The organism is Streptomyces sp. NPDC040545 (genome assembly GCF_055595065.1).
This window is the reverse complement of sequence record NZ_JBVIWA010000009.1, coordinates 80,291-94,822: the sequence shown is the minus strand read 5'-3', so window position 1 is coordinate 94,822 and position 14,532 is coordinate 80,291. Positions and strand designations below refer to the sequence as shown.

General features: G+C 71.2%; 14 protein-coding genes and 1 pseudogene. 5 read left to right on the top strand and 10 right to left on the bottom strand.

Annotation, left to right across the window (positions count from 1 at the left end; translation table 11 throughout):
* Positions 1–348 precede the first annotated feature (348 nt).
* Complete coding sequence (locus ACZ573_RS19110) at positions 349–1,518, top strand: alpha/beta hydrolase family protein (protein ID WP_471305338.1); 1,170 nt, start codon at positions 349–351, stop codon at positions 1,516–1,518.
* Between the two features lie 13 nt (positions 1,519–1,531).
* Here ACZ573_RS19110 and ACZ573_RS19105 read toward each other — a convergent pair.
* Positions 1,532–1,861, bottom strand: a pseudogene (locus tag ACZ573_RS19105) (helix-turn-helix transcriptional regulator); the annotation flags it as partial.
* Positions 1,862–1,939: 78 nt separating this feature from the next.
* Here ACZ573_RS19105 and ACZ573_RS19100 point away from each other — a divergent pair.
* Entirely contained in the window at positions 1,940–2,356 is a 417-nt protein-coding gene (locus ACZ573_RS19100; protein WP_471305776.1) for a hypothetical protein, read from the top strand.
* Positions 2,357–2,528: 172 nt separating this feature from the next.
* Here ACZ573_RS19100 and ACZ573_RS19095 read toward each other — a convergent pair whose 3' ends face one another.
* Complete coding sequence (locus tag ACZ573_RS19095; protein ID WP_471305335.1) at positions 2,529–3,515, bottom strand: aldo/keto reductase; 987 nt, start codon at positions 3,513–3,515, stop codon at positions 2,529–2,531.
* A gap of 223 nt (positions 3,516–3,738) precedes the next feature.
* Here ACZ573_RS19095 and ACZ573_RS19090 point away from each other — a divergent pair, with 223 nt between their 5' ends.
* Positions 3,739–4,032: a DUF1905 domain-containing protein gene (locus tag ACZ573_RS19090; RefSeq protein ID WP_471305333.1), complete on the top strand. Its 294-nt coding sequence runs from the start codon at positions 3,739–3,741 to the stop codon at positions 4,030–4,032.
* A 290-nt stretch (positions 4,033–4,322) separates the two neighbouring features.
* On the top strand, positions 4,323–5,753 hold the full coding sequence (locus ACZ573_RS19085; RefSeq protein WP_471305331.1) for an amidohydrolase family protein: 1,431 nt from the start codon (positions 4,323–4,325) through the stop codon (positions 5,751–5,753).
* 42 nt (positions 5,754–5,795) lie between these two features.
* On the opposite strand, the gene ACZ573_RS19080 is transcribed toward ACZ573_RS19085, so the two are convergent.
* From ACZ573_RS19080 to ACZ573_RS19055, 6 genes are all read right to left on the bottom strand, one after another.
* The gene (locus ACZ573_RS19080; protein WP_471305330.1) at positions 5,796–6,566 is read right to left on the bottom strand and encodes a hypothetical protein; all 771 of its coding nucleotides are present in this window, start codon (positions 6,564–6,566) and stop codon (positions 5,796–5,798) included.
* Positions 6,567–6,782: 216 nt separating this feature from the next.
* Entirely contained in the window at positions 6,783–7,442 is a 660-nt protein-coding gene (locus ACZ573_RS19075; protein WP_471305329.1) for a maleylpyruvate isomerase N-terminal domain-containing protein, read from the bottom strand.
* 257 nt (positions 7,443–7,699) lie between these two features.
* Positions 7,700–8,008, bottom strand: a complete 309-nt coding sequence (locus tag ACZ573_RS19070; RefSeq protein ID WP_471305325.1) for a hypothetical protein — start codon at positions 8,006–8,008, stop codon at positions 7,700–7,702.
* 454 nt (positions 8,009–8,462) lie between these two features.
* A complete protein-coding gene (locus ACZ573_RS19065) occupies positions 8,463–8,765 on the bottom strand; it encodes a winged helix-turn-helix domain-containing protein (protein WP_471305322.1) in 303 nt (100 codons plus the stop codon).
* Complete coding sequence (locus ACZ573_RS19060) at positions 8,765–9,217, bottom strand: hypothetical protein (RefSeq protein ID WP_471305319.1); 453 nt, start codon at positions 9,215–9,217, stop codon at positions 8,765–8,767. Before ACZ573_RS19060 ends, ACZ573_RS19065 begins: the two co-directional genes overlap by 1 nt.
* 428 nt (positions 9,218–9,645) lie before the next feature.
* Positions 9,646–11,694: an MMPL family transporter gene (locus tag ACZ573_RS19055; protein WP_471305316.1), complete on the bottom strand. Its 2,049-nt coding sequence runs from the start codon at positions 11,692–11,694 to the stop codon at positions 9,646–9,648.
* Between the two features lie 397 nt (positions 11,695–12,091).
* Here ACZ573_RS19055 and ACZ573_RS19050 point away from each other — a divergent pair, with 397 nt between their 5' ends.
* Positions 12,092–12,550 carry a hypothetical protein gene (locus ACZ573_RS19050; protein ID WP_471305314.1) on the top strand — a complete coding sequence of 153 codons (459 nt, stop codon included), beginning with the start codon at positions 12,092–12,094 and terminating at the stop codon, positions 12,548–12,550.
* A gap of 115 nt (positions 12,551–12,665) precedes the next feature.
* Here the strand turns inward: ACZ573_RS19050 and ACZ573_RS19045 are convergent, their stop codons facing one another.
* Together ACZ573_RS19045 and ACZ573_RS19040 are read right to left on the bottom strand one after the other, a co-directional pair.
* Complete coding sequence (locus ACZ573_RS19045) at positions 12,666–13,325, bottom strand: DinB family protein (RefSeq protein WP_471305311.1); 660 nt, start codon at positions 13,323–13,325, stop codon at positions 12,666–12,668.
* Positions 13,326–13,474: 149 nt separating this feature from the next.
* Positions 13,475–14,431 (bottom strand): helix-turn-helix domain-containing protein, encoded by a 957-nt coding sequence (locus ACZ573_RS19040; RefSeq protein WP_471305307.1) that lies wholly within the window; start codon positions 14,429–14,431, stop codon positions 13,475–13,477.
* Positions 14,432–14,532 lie beyond the last annotated feature (101 nt).

Sequence of the window (14,532 nt, the reverse complement as noted above, 5' to 3'; positions counted from 1 at the left end):
TATCGCGCCGTTGCGGAATCAGACTGTCTGACGCGAGGGCAAGTCGCACACCCAGGGCCGATTTACGGACAGAGCATCCGTATATCGGCGAACGAATGGTCGTTCGGGCAGCTCACAGGGGGCGCCCCCGCTCCCCCGCCGCGCCCTGATGCCGCTCGCGCCGTGCGCGACGTGCGGCCCCACCCCTCCCTGACCTGCCGCCGGCCGCGCGCGGTTCACCCGACGGCCACTCAGCTTGACCGGATATGCGCACTCGAAGCCGGGAACGGCACGCTCGGCCGGGCCCAAGTCCACGGCATCTCAACAGAGTTAGGTAAGCCTTGCCTACAAATGCCTTACGATGCCGACATGAAGAAGATCATCCGCGTGCTGACGGCGGTGGTGACCGGTCTGGTCCTCGCCGCGCCCGGCACGCTCGCCACTCCCGCTGCGGCCGCGTCCACCCCGGCCGGCGTCTCCAGACTCGAACTCCCGCAGCCCACGGGCGACTTCGCCGTGGGCCGCGACACCCTCCACCTCGTGGACCGGGAGCGCAAGGACCCCTGGGTGCCCACGGCCGACCGGGAATTACTCCTGTCGCTCTACTACCCCGCGCTCGCGCACACCGGAACTCCCGCCCCCTACATGAGCGCTCCCGAGGCCAAGGTGCTGCTGACCGACCGGGGGCAGCTAGGCGAGTACGTCACCCCCGAACGCGTCGCGGCGACCCGGACGAACGCACGGACGGGCGCGCTGCCCCGGCCCGCCGCGAACCGCTACCCGCTGATCGTGCTCTCCCCCGGCTTCACCATGCCTCGCTCCTCACTGACCACCCTGGCCGAGGACCTCGCCAGCCGCGGGTACGTCGTCGCGGCGGTGGACCACGCGTACGAGTCGGACGGCACCGTCTTCCCCGGCGGCCGGATGCTCACCTGCACGGCGTGCGAGCAGGTGTTCCCCGACGGGTCGCTGCACCGGGTCTCCGACGGCCGGGCCCGTGACATCCCGTTCGTCCTGGACCGGCTGACCGGCCCCCGCCCGGCGTGGCGGTACTCCTGGCTGATCGACCCCCGCCACATCGGCATGGCCGGGCATTCGATCGGCGGTGCCGCTGCATCGGCCACCATGGCCGTGGACCCCCGCGTGGACGCCGGGGTCAACATGGACGGCACCTTCTTCACGCCCGTGCCCCAGGCCGGTCTCGGCGGACGGCCCTTCCTGATGCTCGCCGGTGACCCCGCCCTGCTGCCGCCCGACTTCCCCGACACCTCGTGGGAGGACGCCTGGCCCCGGCTGGACGGCTGGAAGCGCTGGCTGACCGTCACGGGGGCGGGGCACCCCGGTTTCACCGACTGGCCCGTACTGGGCGAGCAGGCCGGGTACCCGCACCCGGAGACACCGCTGTCGGGCACCCGCTCCCAGCAGATCACCCGGGCGTACGTCGGCGACTTCTTCGACCTGCACCTGCGCGGGAAGGCGACGCCGCGCCTGGACGGTCCGACGGCGGCCGACCCCGAGGTCGTGTTCCACCGCAGCTGACGCCGTGGTCGACTCGGTGGGCCTCGATCATCGTGGTGCCGGGTACCTCGTCGGTGACCGTCCGGCGTGAGCGCAGGTCGGTCTCCGGGTCGACGAGAAAACGCCGGGCCGCGTCGCTCGCGGTGCTCCGGTGGCTTTCGGGCAGCGCGTCGACCACCTTGCGCATGGCCGAGGCGAGCGCCGGGCCGAGGCCGAACACCCGCTCGCCGTGCCCCGATCCGGCGGCCAGCAGGGCCAGGGCCTCGTCGTGGTTCAGTCCGGTGAGCTCGGTCCGGAAACCGGGCGACAACTCGAACCCGCCGTGCCGGCCGCGTTCGGCGTAGACGGGACTGCTCGGCGCCGAACTCCTCGACCGAGGGAGCCCGTCGGCCTCGAACGCTTCGGTGCAGGGCAGCGCCGGTTCGGCCGGCCGCGCACCGCGGTGGTCGAGGTAGCCGCACCGGCCCTCCTGGTCGGCGGCGGGCGCGACGAACCCGACCCGGCCGTCCGGGTGGAACACCCGACCGCGCTCAGCTCCGGCGCCCGCACCAGCCGCCCGTCGGCGCCGACGAGGGCGTACCTCGCCCCGGAACCGGCCGGCCCCGCGCAGGGGACGGCGTACGGCGGCCGGGCGGTGGTGCTGGACGACATGGTGCGGCTCCTCGCGCGGGGGCCGGGGCAGCGCCACCGGCGGCACGGCCCGGGGATGATCAGGCGAGGCTTATGCCAGAGCGCCCGCCCCGACAGCGCGTCCCGCGCCGCCGCCGGGGCGGGCAGGACGCTGCCGTCGGTGACGAGCTCGCTGCGGAACTCGACTGTGACCCACGCTGGGCGACCGGAGAGGGCGGCGTCGAACTGATCACGCAACTCCGAACTCTGGCATCGGATACAGCCCCAACGGTCGGTCCGTACCGAGGCCCTGCTGCGACTTTCACGCCTGCGCTGATCGGAAGGGCGGGCAGTGGCGGATCCGTCCGACCACGGTGACGGTGCGTCAGCCGGTGGATTCGGCTCGGTCCCGCCGCCCGGACTCAGTTGTTGACGAAGGTGAGGCTGGTCGCGTCGTAGCGGGTGCCCGCGATCTGCTCGGGTGGGGCGGCGGCCTCGATGGCGGCGAGGTCGTCGGCGGTCAGCTCGACGGTCAAGGCTGCGAGGTTCTCCTCCAGATAGCTCTGTCGCCGGGTGCCGGGGATCGGCACCACGTCGTCGCCCCGGTGCTGCACCCAGGCCAGGGCGAGCTGGCCGGCGGTGACTCCCTTCGCCTCGGCGAGCTCGTTCAGCTTCTCGACGATCAACAGGTTCCGCTCGAGGTTGCCGTCGGCGAAACGCGGCTGGCTGCGCCGCACGTCGTTCTCGGCCAGGCCTTCGACCGAGCTGTACCGGCCGGTCAGGAAGCCGCGCCCGAGTGGGGAGAACGGGACCAGCCCGATGCCGAGTTCGCGGCAGACCGGGACGATCTCCGCTTCGAGGTCGCGGGTCCACAGCGACCACTCGCTCTGCAGCGCGGCGATCGGGTGCACCGCGTGCGCCCGTCGGATCGTCTCCTCGCCGGCCTCGGACAACCCGAGGTGGCGGACCTTTCCGGCCTGCACGAGTTCGGCCATCGCGCCGACGGTCTCCTCGATCGGCACCTGCGGATCGACCCGGTGCTGGTAGTAGAGGTCGATGTGATCGACCCCGAGCCGACGCAGCGACGCCTCGCACGCCTGCCGCACGTACGCGGCGTCGCCGCGGACACGGGTGGGCTCACCCAGGCGGTTGGCGAAGCCGAATTTCGTGGCCAGCACCACCTCGTCGCGGCGCCCGGCCACGGCCCGTCCGATCAGTTCTTCGTTGTGCCCGGCGCCGTAGAAGTCGGCGGTGTCCAGAAGGGTCACCCCCAGGTCGAGGGCATGGTGCACGGTGGCGATGGACTGCGCGTCGTCCGTGGCACCGTAGCCGTGGCTCATGCCCATGCATCCCAGGCCTTGCGCGGAAACCGCCAGACTGCCCAGGTGCCGGGTGGGAACGTCGGTCATGCTGCTGCCTCCTGAACTCGGAATCATGATCAGGACGTTAGGTGTTGGAGCACACTCCAAGTCAACCCGGCGCCGCCTCCCGCCCTTCGGTGTGAGGACGACCGGGAGGGGGCCCGTCCCCGGTCCTGCCCTCGAAGGTCCTGGCGGTGAACGGGTGGCCGCCGCGTAGGGTGAGCGGAACGAGCACGCCTCCCGTCGCCCTCCCGAGGAGAGAACTGCCCTTATGCGCATGGTCTTCGCCAGCCAGGTGATCGAGTGGCGCGGACCTGCGCCCTTCTACTTCGTCCCCGTGCCGGAAGAGCCGTCCGCCGACGTACGGGAGGTGGCTGCGGCGGCCACCTACGGCTGGGGAGTCGTCCCCGTCGAGGCCGGCATCGGCGAAGTCACCTTCGAGACGTCGCTCTTCCCGAGGGAGGGCGGGTACTTGCTGCCCGTCAAGAACGCTGTCCGAACGCCGCTGGGACTGGCGGCAGGAGACGAAGTGACCGTGGAGATGACGGTGCACCTACCGGGCTGAGCGCTGCTCGTCCCGCCGCGGCGCGAACCGCGCCGTTCCCAGGCATGGGTGCAGCCCTCGCTCCAGCGGCCGTCGGGGCAGGACGTGCAGTCGTCCGGGACGGCTGACTCATCGAGCTGCCACCGGATGGAGCGCCGATGGACGGTCGGAACGGAAAAAGTTTTCCGCAGGCGTCTATCGAATGGCCGTTCGCTGGGAATGCTGCATGTGACCTCCCGCCCTGCCCGACGCTCCCACACGGCGTCGCCCGGGCGGGCCTTCCGTTCTGAGCCTTCGGGAGGTACTACGCCATGCGGTCGTCCCCCACTCCGTCGCCGGCGCCCAGCCGCCGCGACATCCTCACCGGCCTCGGCCTGGCCGCTGCCACCCCGCTCGTCCTCGGTGTCACCACCCGTCCCGAACGCCCGAGCCGCCCCGAGCTCCCACACGTCCCGGCCGCCCCGGCGGTCCTGCTGCGCGGCGCCTCCCTCGTCCTCACCATGGACCCGGCACTCGGCAGCAGCTCCCTCGGCGCCCTCGAGAACGCCGACGTCCTGATGCGGAACGGCACCATCGCCTCCGTCGGCACGGGCCTGCGGCCCCCGCCCGGCACCTGGATCGTGGATGCTTCGGGCAAGCTGGTCATGCCGGGGTTCGTCGACACCCACACCCACCTCTGGCAGGCGGTGATACGCGGGGGCTGTACCGACGGGGACCTGTTCGGCTGGTTCGCACGATGTACCGACCCCCAGCGAGGCCGGCTCACCCCCGAGGCCCTGCACAGCTTCGTACGCCTCGCCGCCCTCGACGCCGTCCAGTCGGGGGTGACCACCCTCGTGGACTGGGTGGACATCTTCTCGTACGACCTCATCGAGAGCTATGTACGGGCGCTGGCCGGAACCGGGGTGCGGTTCACCTACGCGATGTTCCCCTCCGAAGCCGACCCGACGCTGGTCACCAAGGTGAAGAAGGAACTCGTCGACCCCGTTCCGCTCGGCGGCTTCCAGGTCGCCACGCACGCGGCGCGAGCCGTCCAGCACCTCAACCACGCGCACTGGGAAGCCGCCCAGGACCTCGGAGTCATGCTCAACTCCCACGTCCTGGAACGCCCCGAGCAGCGCGTCGACGACCCCATCGGGGTCCTCGCCGACATCGGCGCCCTCGGTCCGCGGCTCCTGATCAACCACGCGATCCACCTGACCGACGACGAGATCGCCGCCGTCGCCGCGCACGACGTGCGTGCGGCTCACTGCCCGCTCAGCAACATGCGGCTGGCCTCCGGCATCATGCGGCTTGCCGAATTCGGGCGGCGGGGCGTCAAGGTCGGTCTCGGCCTGGACGGCGGCACGAACGACAGTTCGGACTTCCACGCGCTGATGAAGACGGCCATCGGCCTGCAGCGCGCCCGCGCGACGCAGGCCGGGATCTTCCCGCAGGTGCACGACATCTTGCGGATGGCCACGCTGGGCGGCGCCGAGGCCGTCGGCATCAGCGACCGGACGGGCTCCCTGACGCCCGGAAAGCGGGCCGACGTCGTGGTCGTCGACCCGGCCGCCCTGAACTTCGCGCCGCGCTTCGACTGGGTCGGCCAGACCGTCTTCAACGGTCGGCCCGAGAACGTCGAGGCCGTGTTCGTGGACGGACGGCCCCTGAAGTTCGACGGCCGGCTCGTGGACATCGACACGAGGCGCGTCGTACGGGAGGCGGAGACGGCCGCCGCCCGACTCCGCGCGGCCGGATAGACCACGCCGGGGCGGCAGACCCCACGCCGCCCCCCATCCGGTTCATCCGGCCCCCCTCGCCCCGGCTGCGCCGCGGGGTCGGCCCACCGCGTCCCAGGCCCTCATCGGACCGTCCAGCCAGGCGGGTGGCAGCTCGGCGGCGTCCCACTCCTCGCGCAGTACGGCGGCCGCCGGCGTGGCGAGCCGCTCCAGCACGGCGACGCTGGTGGCGGAGTGCAGAAGGGAGTAGCGGCTGTGGATGGCGGTGGCACTGCCGGGCCCGTACTCCACGTACAACCGCTCCAGACGGGCCCGGTGCGATGCGGCGAATTCCGCCAGCCGGCCGGCGTACCCGGCCCGCTGCCGGGGGGTCATCGTGGCGAGGACGGCGCGGAGTACCTCCTCGGTGACCTCGGGGTCGAGGTCGGAGACGGCGGTGAAGGTGAGGTAGAGGGGGGTGACGGCGGCCTTCGCCTGCTCCACCTCCATGCGCCCGACCGGCGGCCGGGCGGCCGAGGCGGCGTTCGGTCCTTCGGGGCCGACGGTCTGCCGGAGGGCCCGTTCGGCGATCTTGCGGAGCTCGTCGGTGACGGCACGGGCACCGTCCAGCCAGCCCGACTCGTACGGCTCGCCCTTGTCCCCCGGTACGGACCCTCCGAGCGCGCCGACCTCCTCGCACGCGCCGGCCAGGGCACCCGCCTCGACGAGGGCGATCAGGCCCTGCGCATCGTCGGCGGAGACCCCCGCCCGGCCGAGCAGCTGGAGCAGCGTCCTCTTCGCGTTCAGGACGCTGACCGAGTCCAGCTCGTGCCGGTTCTCCTCGGCGGCATGCATCGGATCCTCCTCATCCCATGGGTCTGTGGTGCGCTGCGCTGCCGCGGAGCGCGCCGTTTGAAGGTTCAACGCGGGATGGGGCCGCTGTGATCCCTGGGGATGCCCTGCTGCTCGACGACTGTATCCGTTCGGCGGAACGAGCGCGCCGACCGTCTGGAGGGCGCTCGGCATCCCTTGACCAGGCCCGGAGCGGCTCCTCGTGCCGGCGGGGGCGGGTCAGCCCAGGACGAGCGGGAACCTCACCGCCGCGTCGCGCAGTGCGGCCCGCTGCGCGTCGGTGGGCGCGCTGCGGCCGGTGCCGACCAGGAGCGCGTCCCGGTCGGTGAACGACGTGGGGAACGCCGCCCCGGCGATCCGCTCCAGCATGGCGCGGGAGCGGGCCAGGGTCTCTACGGGCGGCCGGGTCCGCGCGCCCGGGAGGTGGGCGATCAGGTCGAGGTGGTGCAGCGTCCACTCCAGGACGTAGGCACCGAGGTAGTCGCCCACGGTGAGGACCTCGTCGCGGGTGCCCACCCGGGCCCTCGGGTCGGCGAGTTCGGCGGCGCGGCCGGCGGCGGAGCCGACGTCGTCGAGGTGGAACCGGAGCAGGTGCGGGTCGCCGTACGCGGCGGCCAGCCGGACGGTGAGGGCGTCGAGCGGGTCCTCGCCGGTCGGGGGCCGGTCCTCGACGTGCCAGTAGGTGACCGCGTCGACGGTCGGCTCCGTCGCGGCGGGGGTGGCGAGGGTGATCAGGACGTCCTGGGCGTCGATGACCAGGTGGCACACGAGGTCCCGTACGAGCCAGCCGGCGCAGCCCGACGGCCGTGCGAAGTCCGGGTCCGGGATCTCGGCGACCGCCGTGCGCAACGCCGTCCAGGAACGGGTGAAGAGGTCCACACCGGCACCGTAGTGCGGCGCCGCCGCGGCGGACAAGCGCGGCCATCCGGTCCGGCCGGGCGTGTCCCCGTCGCCCGGCGCCGCCGGCTCCGGGCCCGTCGGGGAACCGGTGCCGAATGCTGTCGACGGCCCGTTCATCGCCTGCCTCGACCGTGCCCTCACCGCGCTGCCCGACGTGCGCCCCGCTGCCGGACGGTCCGGCGCCCAAGGCAGGCGGAGCTCGTCAACAGGTCGAGCGGACCTGGCACTGCATGGGGTCAGCCGGTCGCGAATGCGGACAGCAGGGTGTCAGCCCGGACCTCCAGTTCGGGCGTCAGAGTTCCGTTCACCGTCACGGAGACCTCTTCGCCGCCGGTCGAGCGGGCAAGCCGAACCTCCACCTCTCGGTGCTCGCCGGCCAAGGGATACGAGTACCAGCCGTCGGACCGCTCGTCGTCGGCCTCCTCGACCGCCAGTGCCACCGTCTCCCCGTCGGTGGCGTCGAAGCCGTAGCCCACGTCGTACGACAGCAACTCGAAGAACGACCGCAGGTCGCGTTGCCAGATCCATCCACCGACTTCTGCCATGACGTCGCCTCCGCGCTCAGAAGGGCGGCCTGACCTGGCCCGCACCGGGGAGCGGCCCACACCCCACACCTGTCAACCGCGTTCCCAGTAGCTACAGGAGTGTGGGACGCCCGCAGCTTCTGCGGTCGGGTCGGGACACCGCGAAGGGGTGCCCCCCGGAACGGGAGCCCGCTCCCAGTGGGTCGACCCCGAACCAGGACTCTCCGATTCATCCAGGTAGAGGGTGAATGCTCCGCACAGCACGACGAGAGCCAACCATCCCGCCCCTGCCCACAACCAGACCTTCCGCGACACCGCTCCCCCTCGACCCCGATTCACCCAGGGAACAGTCTGCCCGGCAGACGCACGCGGCGCTCACCTCCGGCCCCTCCACCGGGCCTCCTGGACGGGCGGTGCAGTCGAATCCGGCCACCCATCCCGCTCCGGCCCGTGTCGCCAGGTGCACGTGTGCCGACTACTCCAGAGGTTTGCGCGCTGCCGCCACGATCCTCTCCAGCGCCGAGGCGTGGCGCTGGAATGCCTGGCGCCCGTACGGGGTGAGGCGGAGGTGGGTGTGCCGTCCCGTGCGGCTCCTTGCCTTTCGGACCTCGACATACCCGGCGTCTGCCAGCGCGGCGACCTGCTTGGACAGGGCCGAGTCACTGGTGCCCACCGCATCCCGGACGAATCCGAACTCCACCCAGTCCGCCGGAGCCAGGAGCGCGACCACCGAGAGTCGCGCCGGAACATGCAGGAACTCGTCGAAGTCCGGATCCATCAGGCGTGTCCGTTCCTGCGGATGATGGTTCCGACGACCGGGCGCAGCGCGTACGAGGCGGCCCCGGCCGCAAGGGCGGTGACAGCTGCGGCGAGCGTGTGCCGTGCCGGCAGGCCGAGGAAGTAGGCGCCGATGGCCACCGTCCAGAAGAGCAGGAGAAGGAGCACCCCCATGGCCGCGTAGAACAGCACCTCCGAGCCGACGGTCTTCCGGCGGACGGGGGCCCTGCGCTGGTACACGAAGAGCCCTCCCAGGACCAGGCCGTTCCCTGCCAGGACCGCGGCGGTGTTCCAGGGGCTCGGCAGATCGAAGGACGCGCACACGGCGAACAGGCCCAGCGCCGAAATGATCAGGTAGGGACGGGAGTGGGCGTGGCGCATGTACGCGTCGAGCGTCTGCTCCTGACGGTGATGGATGGCGTCGAGGGCGGTCTGGGCGTCGTAAGTGGTCATAGGTGGCGCGTCCCTGGTCAATCGATCTTCCGAGTACTTTCCCGTAAGGAAAGTACCACCTTCTTTCCAGACAGGAAAGAAGGTGGCGCGAGCAGGCCGATGCCGGCAAGGATCACGGCGTGACGACGAGAAAGGGCCATACCGTCCAGGTGTGTTGTCCCACTCCGCTCACGGCCGTCGCCGGGGCCTGCACGTACACCGGCTTCCCCCTCGTCGAGATCCGCCCGACCGGCCCGGCCGGCCCATGGAGGTGCGGGCGAACACCGTGCGGGGCGCCCGTGCGGTGGCCGTCCACGGCGAGCGGGTCGCCTTCTACGGCGGCTACGGCGAAGAGCGGGACCGACTCGCCCACGGAGAGCTCACCGGGACCTCCGTCGAGCCGGCGGAGATCGGCCTGCTCGCCCGCGGCGCGCGGCGGTCCGGCGGATTCAGCTCGGGCGGCGGCTCAGCCGGCCCGGCCACCAGGCCGCGGGACCGATGTCCAGGACCAGGGCGGGAACCAGGAGCGAGCGCACGACCAGCGTGTCCATGAGTACGCCGAAGGCCACGATGAAGGCGATCTGCACGAGGAACGCCAGCGGGATGACACCCAGCGCGGCGAACGTGGCTGCGAGGACCACCCCTGCGGAGGTGATCACCCCGCCGGTGGCCGTCAGACCCCGGATCACTCCCTCGTGGACGCCATGGCGCAGCGACTCCTCGCGCACCCGCGACATGAGGAAGATGTTGTAGTCCACGCCCAGGGCGACGAGGAAGACGAAGCCGTACAGGGGGACGGACGCATCGGTGCCGCTGAACCCGAACACGTGGCGGAACACGAGGGCGGACACGCCCAGCGTGGCGAAGAAGTTGAGGGCCACCGTCACCACCAGCAGCAACGGCATCACCAACGAGCGCAGCAGGGCCACCAGGATGACGAGGATGATGGCCAGCACCACCGGGACGATGACCTCGCGGTCCCGCTCGGCCGTCTTCTGCGTGTCGTAGGCCTGTGCGGTGTACCCGCCGACGAGGGCGTCCGCGCCCGGCACGGGATGCACCGCCTCGCGGAGCCTGACCACCGTCTCCTTCGCCGCCGCGCTGTCCGCCGGGTCCTTCAGGACGACGTCGATCCGTACGAGGCCGTCCTTCTCGCCCCGCACGGCGGCCGAGTCCACGCCCTGGGTACCTTGGGCGCGCTCGCGTACGTCTGCCTGCCGGGCGGTGGCGGCGATCACGACGGCGGGGTTGCCCGCCCCGCCCGGGAAGTGCCGGCCCAGTTCCTTCTGCCCGGTCACCGAAGGGGCCTCGTTCACGAAGATCTCGTCCAGCGGAACGCCGCCCGAGTGCAGCGTGGGCGCGAAGGCGGCGCACGCGAGCAGTCCGGCCAGGGCGACGGCCCACACCCGTCGGGGAGCGCCGCCGACCAGGGCGGCGATCCGGCTCCAGACCCCTGCCGCGCGGGCGGCGCTGTCGGCGCTCACGTGCGCCGGCCAGTAGGCCCTTCGTCCCAGCAGCACCAGCGCCGCCGGCAGGAAGGTGAGGGCGCTCCCCACCGCGCAGACGATCCCGATCGCCCCGACGGGCCCCAGCGCCCGGTTGTTGGTCAGGTCGCTGAGGAACAGGGCGAGCAGACCCAGGGCCACGGTGCCGCCGCTGGCCACGACCGGGCCCCAGGACCGGCGCAGAGCCGCGCGCATGGCCGCGTACCGGTCCTCGGTGTGCCCCAGTTCCTCGCGGAAGCGGGCGGTCAGCAGCAGGGCGTAGTCGGTGGCCGCGCCGATGACGAGGATCGAGAGGATCCCCTGGACCTGCCCGTCGACCCGGACCAGGCCCGCGCTCGCCAGGGCGTAGACGATCGCGCAGGCCAGGGAGAGGGCGAACACCGCCCCGATGATGATCAACAGTGGCAGGAGGACGCTGCGGTAGACGAGCAGCAGGATCACGAGGACGGCCGCCAGTGCCACGCCCAGCAGCAGGCCGTCGATTCCGGCGAAGGCCTCCGACAGGTCGGCCCGGGTGGCCGCCGGCCCCGTCACATGGAAGGTGGTGGCCGCGACCCGGGAGCCGGCCTCCCGGATCTCGGCGACCGCCGCGGGCAGTTCATCGCCCAGTGCGGGGTCCAGTGGTACCACCGCCTGCAGCGCCCTGCCGTCGCGCGACGCGACGACCGGGGAAGGCGGGCCCGCAATCCAGGGACGGTCCCTGAGTGCGGCCAGTGCGGCCTGCGCGGAGGCGGTGGAGGCCGAGGTCACTCCGGTGGCGCCGTCCGCCGTCCAGAGCACCACGGCCGGCAGGGACTCCTCCTGCCGGAAGGCGCCCTGGGCCTGAGCCACCCGGGTGGATTCGGCGCTGCGGGGGAGGAAGGCCGCCTGGTCGTTGGTGGAGACCTCGCCGAGCTTCCCCGCGTAGGGGCCGAAGGTCCCTCCGGCACCCAGCCAGACCACGAGGAGGAGGACGGGCAGCAGCCACCGGACCGGTCGGGGCGGGGTACGCATGATGCTCCTGGAACGGGTGCGGTGGACCGGGGAGCGGGTGAACGGCTCCCTCGCGAGGGACCCACCCTCCCGGGGCGGGCATCCCAGGTGCAACATGCAGCGTTTCTGCATCACTTCCCGGCCTGGCACACTCGTCCGGCCCGGACCGCCGCCCGGCCGGGATCCTCGCCACCGGCGAGGCAGACGCTCGGCGCGCACGCCACGACATCGGCACCGAACCCGAAGAACAGGCTGACAAGCGACATCGAGGATCAGCACACTGGACGCATGCGATACGAGGAGACGGCGAAGCTCACCGCCGCGAGAGCCCTGGTCCCGGTGGCCATCCTCGTCGCCTCACCGGTCCTGCTGCTCGCGGGACCTGGCAGCCAGCGACGGAACCCAGGGGAGCCCGATCGTGCCATCCGTACTTCTGACGACCGCACTTCCTCTTGTAGGTGTCGCGTTGGGCGCCGCGGGCTCCTTCGCTGCTCAGTACCTGACGACGAGAGAGACCAAGAGGCAGGCGTCCGGAGCGGCGGCGGCATCGGTCCGCGCCGAACGTAAGGAGGCGATCCTGACCTTCCTCGAGATCTGCCAACGGGTGGAGCGCGCAGCCGAGCACCGCTATCAGAACAACAACACGTTCGTCGAAGGCTCTCCCGAACTCACCCACGAGATGTGGTTCCGCCAGAAGTGCCTCGACCTTGTCGTCAGCCGCCACCTGAGCGACATGGCCTTCAGGTTCACCGACCGCCTGATGGCCGCAACCTACGGTCGCGTACCTGATGGCGAGGAGGTCTGGGACTTCATCCACGAGAAGCGCGGACCCTTCATGGAGGCCGCCAAGACAGAACTCGGTATCGCCGCAGATTGACCCTTCGTGTCTTCAGGGACGGGCATGCACATCACCGAAGGCCATGGGCGCTGATCCCCTGTCAACGGTCGTGATGCCCCCGATGCAACACCCTTGCAACGACGCGTCGTTCGAGTCAGCTGCTGCTGCGGGGCGAGCCGTGCCAGCGCCAGTCGGTCCGGCGTGGGCGATCGGGCGTCTCTGTGCGTCCGGTGGCCCACAGCAACGTCGACCACGGGCTGTCGGTGACGGGCACGTCGGGGAACAAGCGCGCGAGGGCCCACGCGCACAGGTCCTGCGGGGGCTCCCAGTCGCGGCCCAGGCCCTGGGTGATGTCGTGGGTGTGGACCACCGTCTCGACGACGCCCATCGCGGCGAAGCCCTCCGGGTCGGAGGCTCCGAAGACGTGTGGGGCCAAGGTGGTTGCGGCCGCCGTGTCCACGACGCTTGCGAGCAGTCCGCCGCACGCCTCCACGACGGTCAGGAGCCCCTCCGGCCCCGCGTCAGGGTCTCCGAAGATGACGTTGGCCGGGCCATCGGGTCGATTGCAGGAAACGCGCAGCGGGACGCGCGGGACAGCCATGGGCTCCGCGAGCCCGAACCGCAGCGCGTAGGTGAGCAGGTCATCCGCGAGGTGTTCAAGGGTCTCCCAGCGCGTCCACTCCAGCCCTCCTGCCCGGTCCTGCCATTGGGCAGCGGGAATGCCTTCGAGGGCGTCGAGGCAGTGGGCGACGGCCAGGCGTACGTGCTTGCCCGGCACGGGCATGTGCGGTTCTCTGGACTGTGACTGTGACATTCGAGGAGCCTACAAGCCTGCGAAACCGTGCCGAGGAGCTCCCCGCCCTGCCACAGCCACGCCGGCGGTGGCGAACGGGCGGGAGCGGGTGGGGTGACGAGTACGCCTTGCCGTCGGCTGCACAGGTGGCCCGCTGACGCGGCGCTCACTTACACTTCACGGCCATTTCGCAGGGCGTGGATGAGCCAGGGGTACATCGGCGCCAGGCTCGGTACCACCTGCCAGCCGTTGACGATCCACACCAGCCGCCAGTACCGGTCCACCCGGGGATCGTGCGCCTCTTCGAACTGCTCGGCCATCCAGTCCCGGAATTCCGTGTCCGGGGTGCGCGCGAACACCGCGGCGAAACGGTGTACGAGGTCGTCGATGATGTGTGTGCCCCTGTCACCGAGCGGGTCGATGCCCGACTCCAAGGCCTCGGCGACTTTCTGGCGGGTGAGATCCATCAATTCCTCGCCGGCCTCGCTCTCGATGTCGAGCGTTCGCCCGGTGGCCTGGTACACGGCCGTACGACGCATCCGGGCACGGAAGTCCTCGTCGCCGACCAGCTCGGCGAGTTCGGCCCACGCCTCGACCTGTTCACCGGAGGGATCATCGGGGAGGTCGGGAGTGGCAGCACGAATCATGGCCACCTCGGCCGGGACGGCGTCTGCTGTGCCGAAGCTGCCGAACGTGCCGAAGGTGCCCTCCACGAAATCGTCGATCAACCGCCGGCGTTCCTCGCCGGACAACTGCGTGAGCCTGTGCATGCGTTTCATCTCCTCGGGACCGGACCCGCCTCTGGCCACGGCTCGCAGGACGCTCCGGCGCAGGCGCAGCGTCCGGATCTGGACGTCCAGAGCGTCGGCGTGCGCCGTGGCGACTTCCGCCACGGAGAGCTCCCGGTCCAGCACCCGTCGAACCGTGGCCAGGTCCATGCCCAGCTCACGCAGGGTGTGCAGGAGTTCCAGACGACGCAGCGCGTCGATGTCGTAGAGCCGATAGCCGGCGGGACTTCGTGTGGTCGGCGCGACCACCCCCGAATCGGAGTAGAACCGGATGGTCCGCACGGGCAGGCCGGTCCGTCGGGAGAGCTCCCCGATCGAGTAGAGGGTCGTAGCGTCCATGTCCCCCACTCTGCTGTCTCCAGTCACTGGAGACTCAAGACCAGTTCCCGGCGCCTTGTGCACTCGGCCGCCCTTGGACCCGGTCATCCGTGGCTTCATGC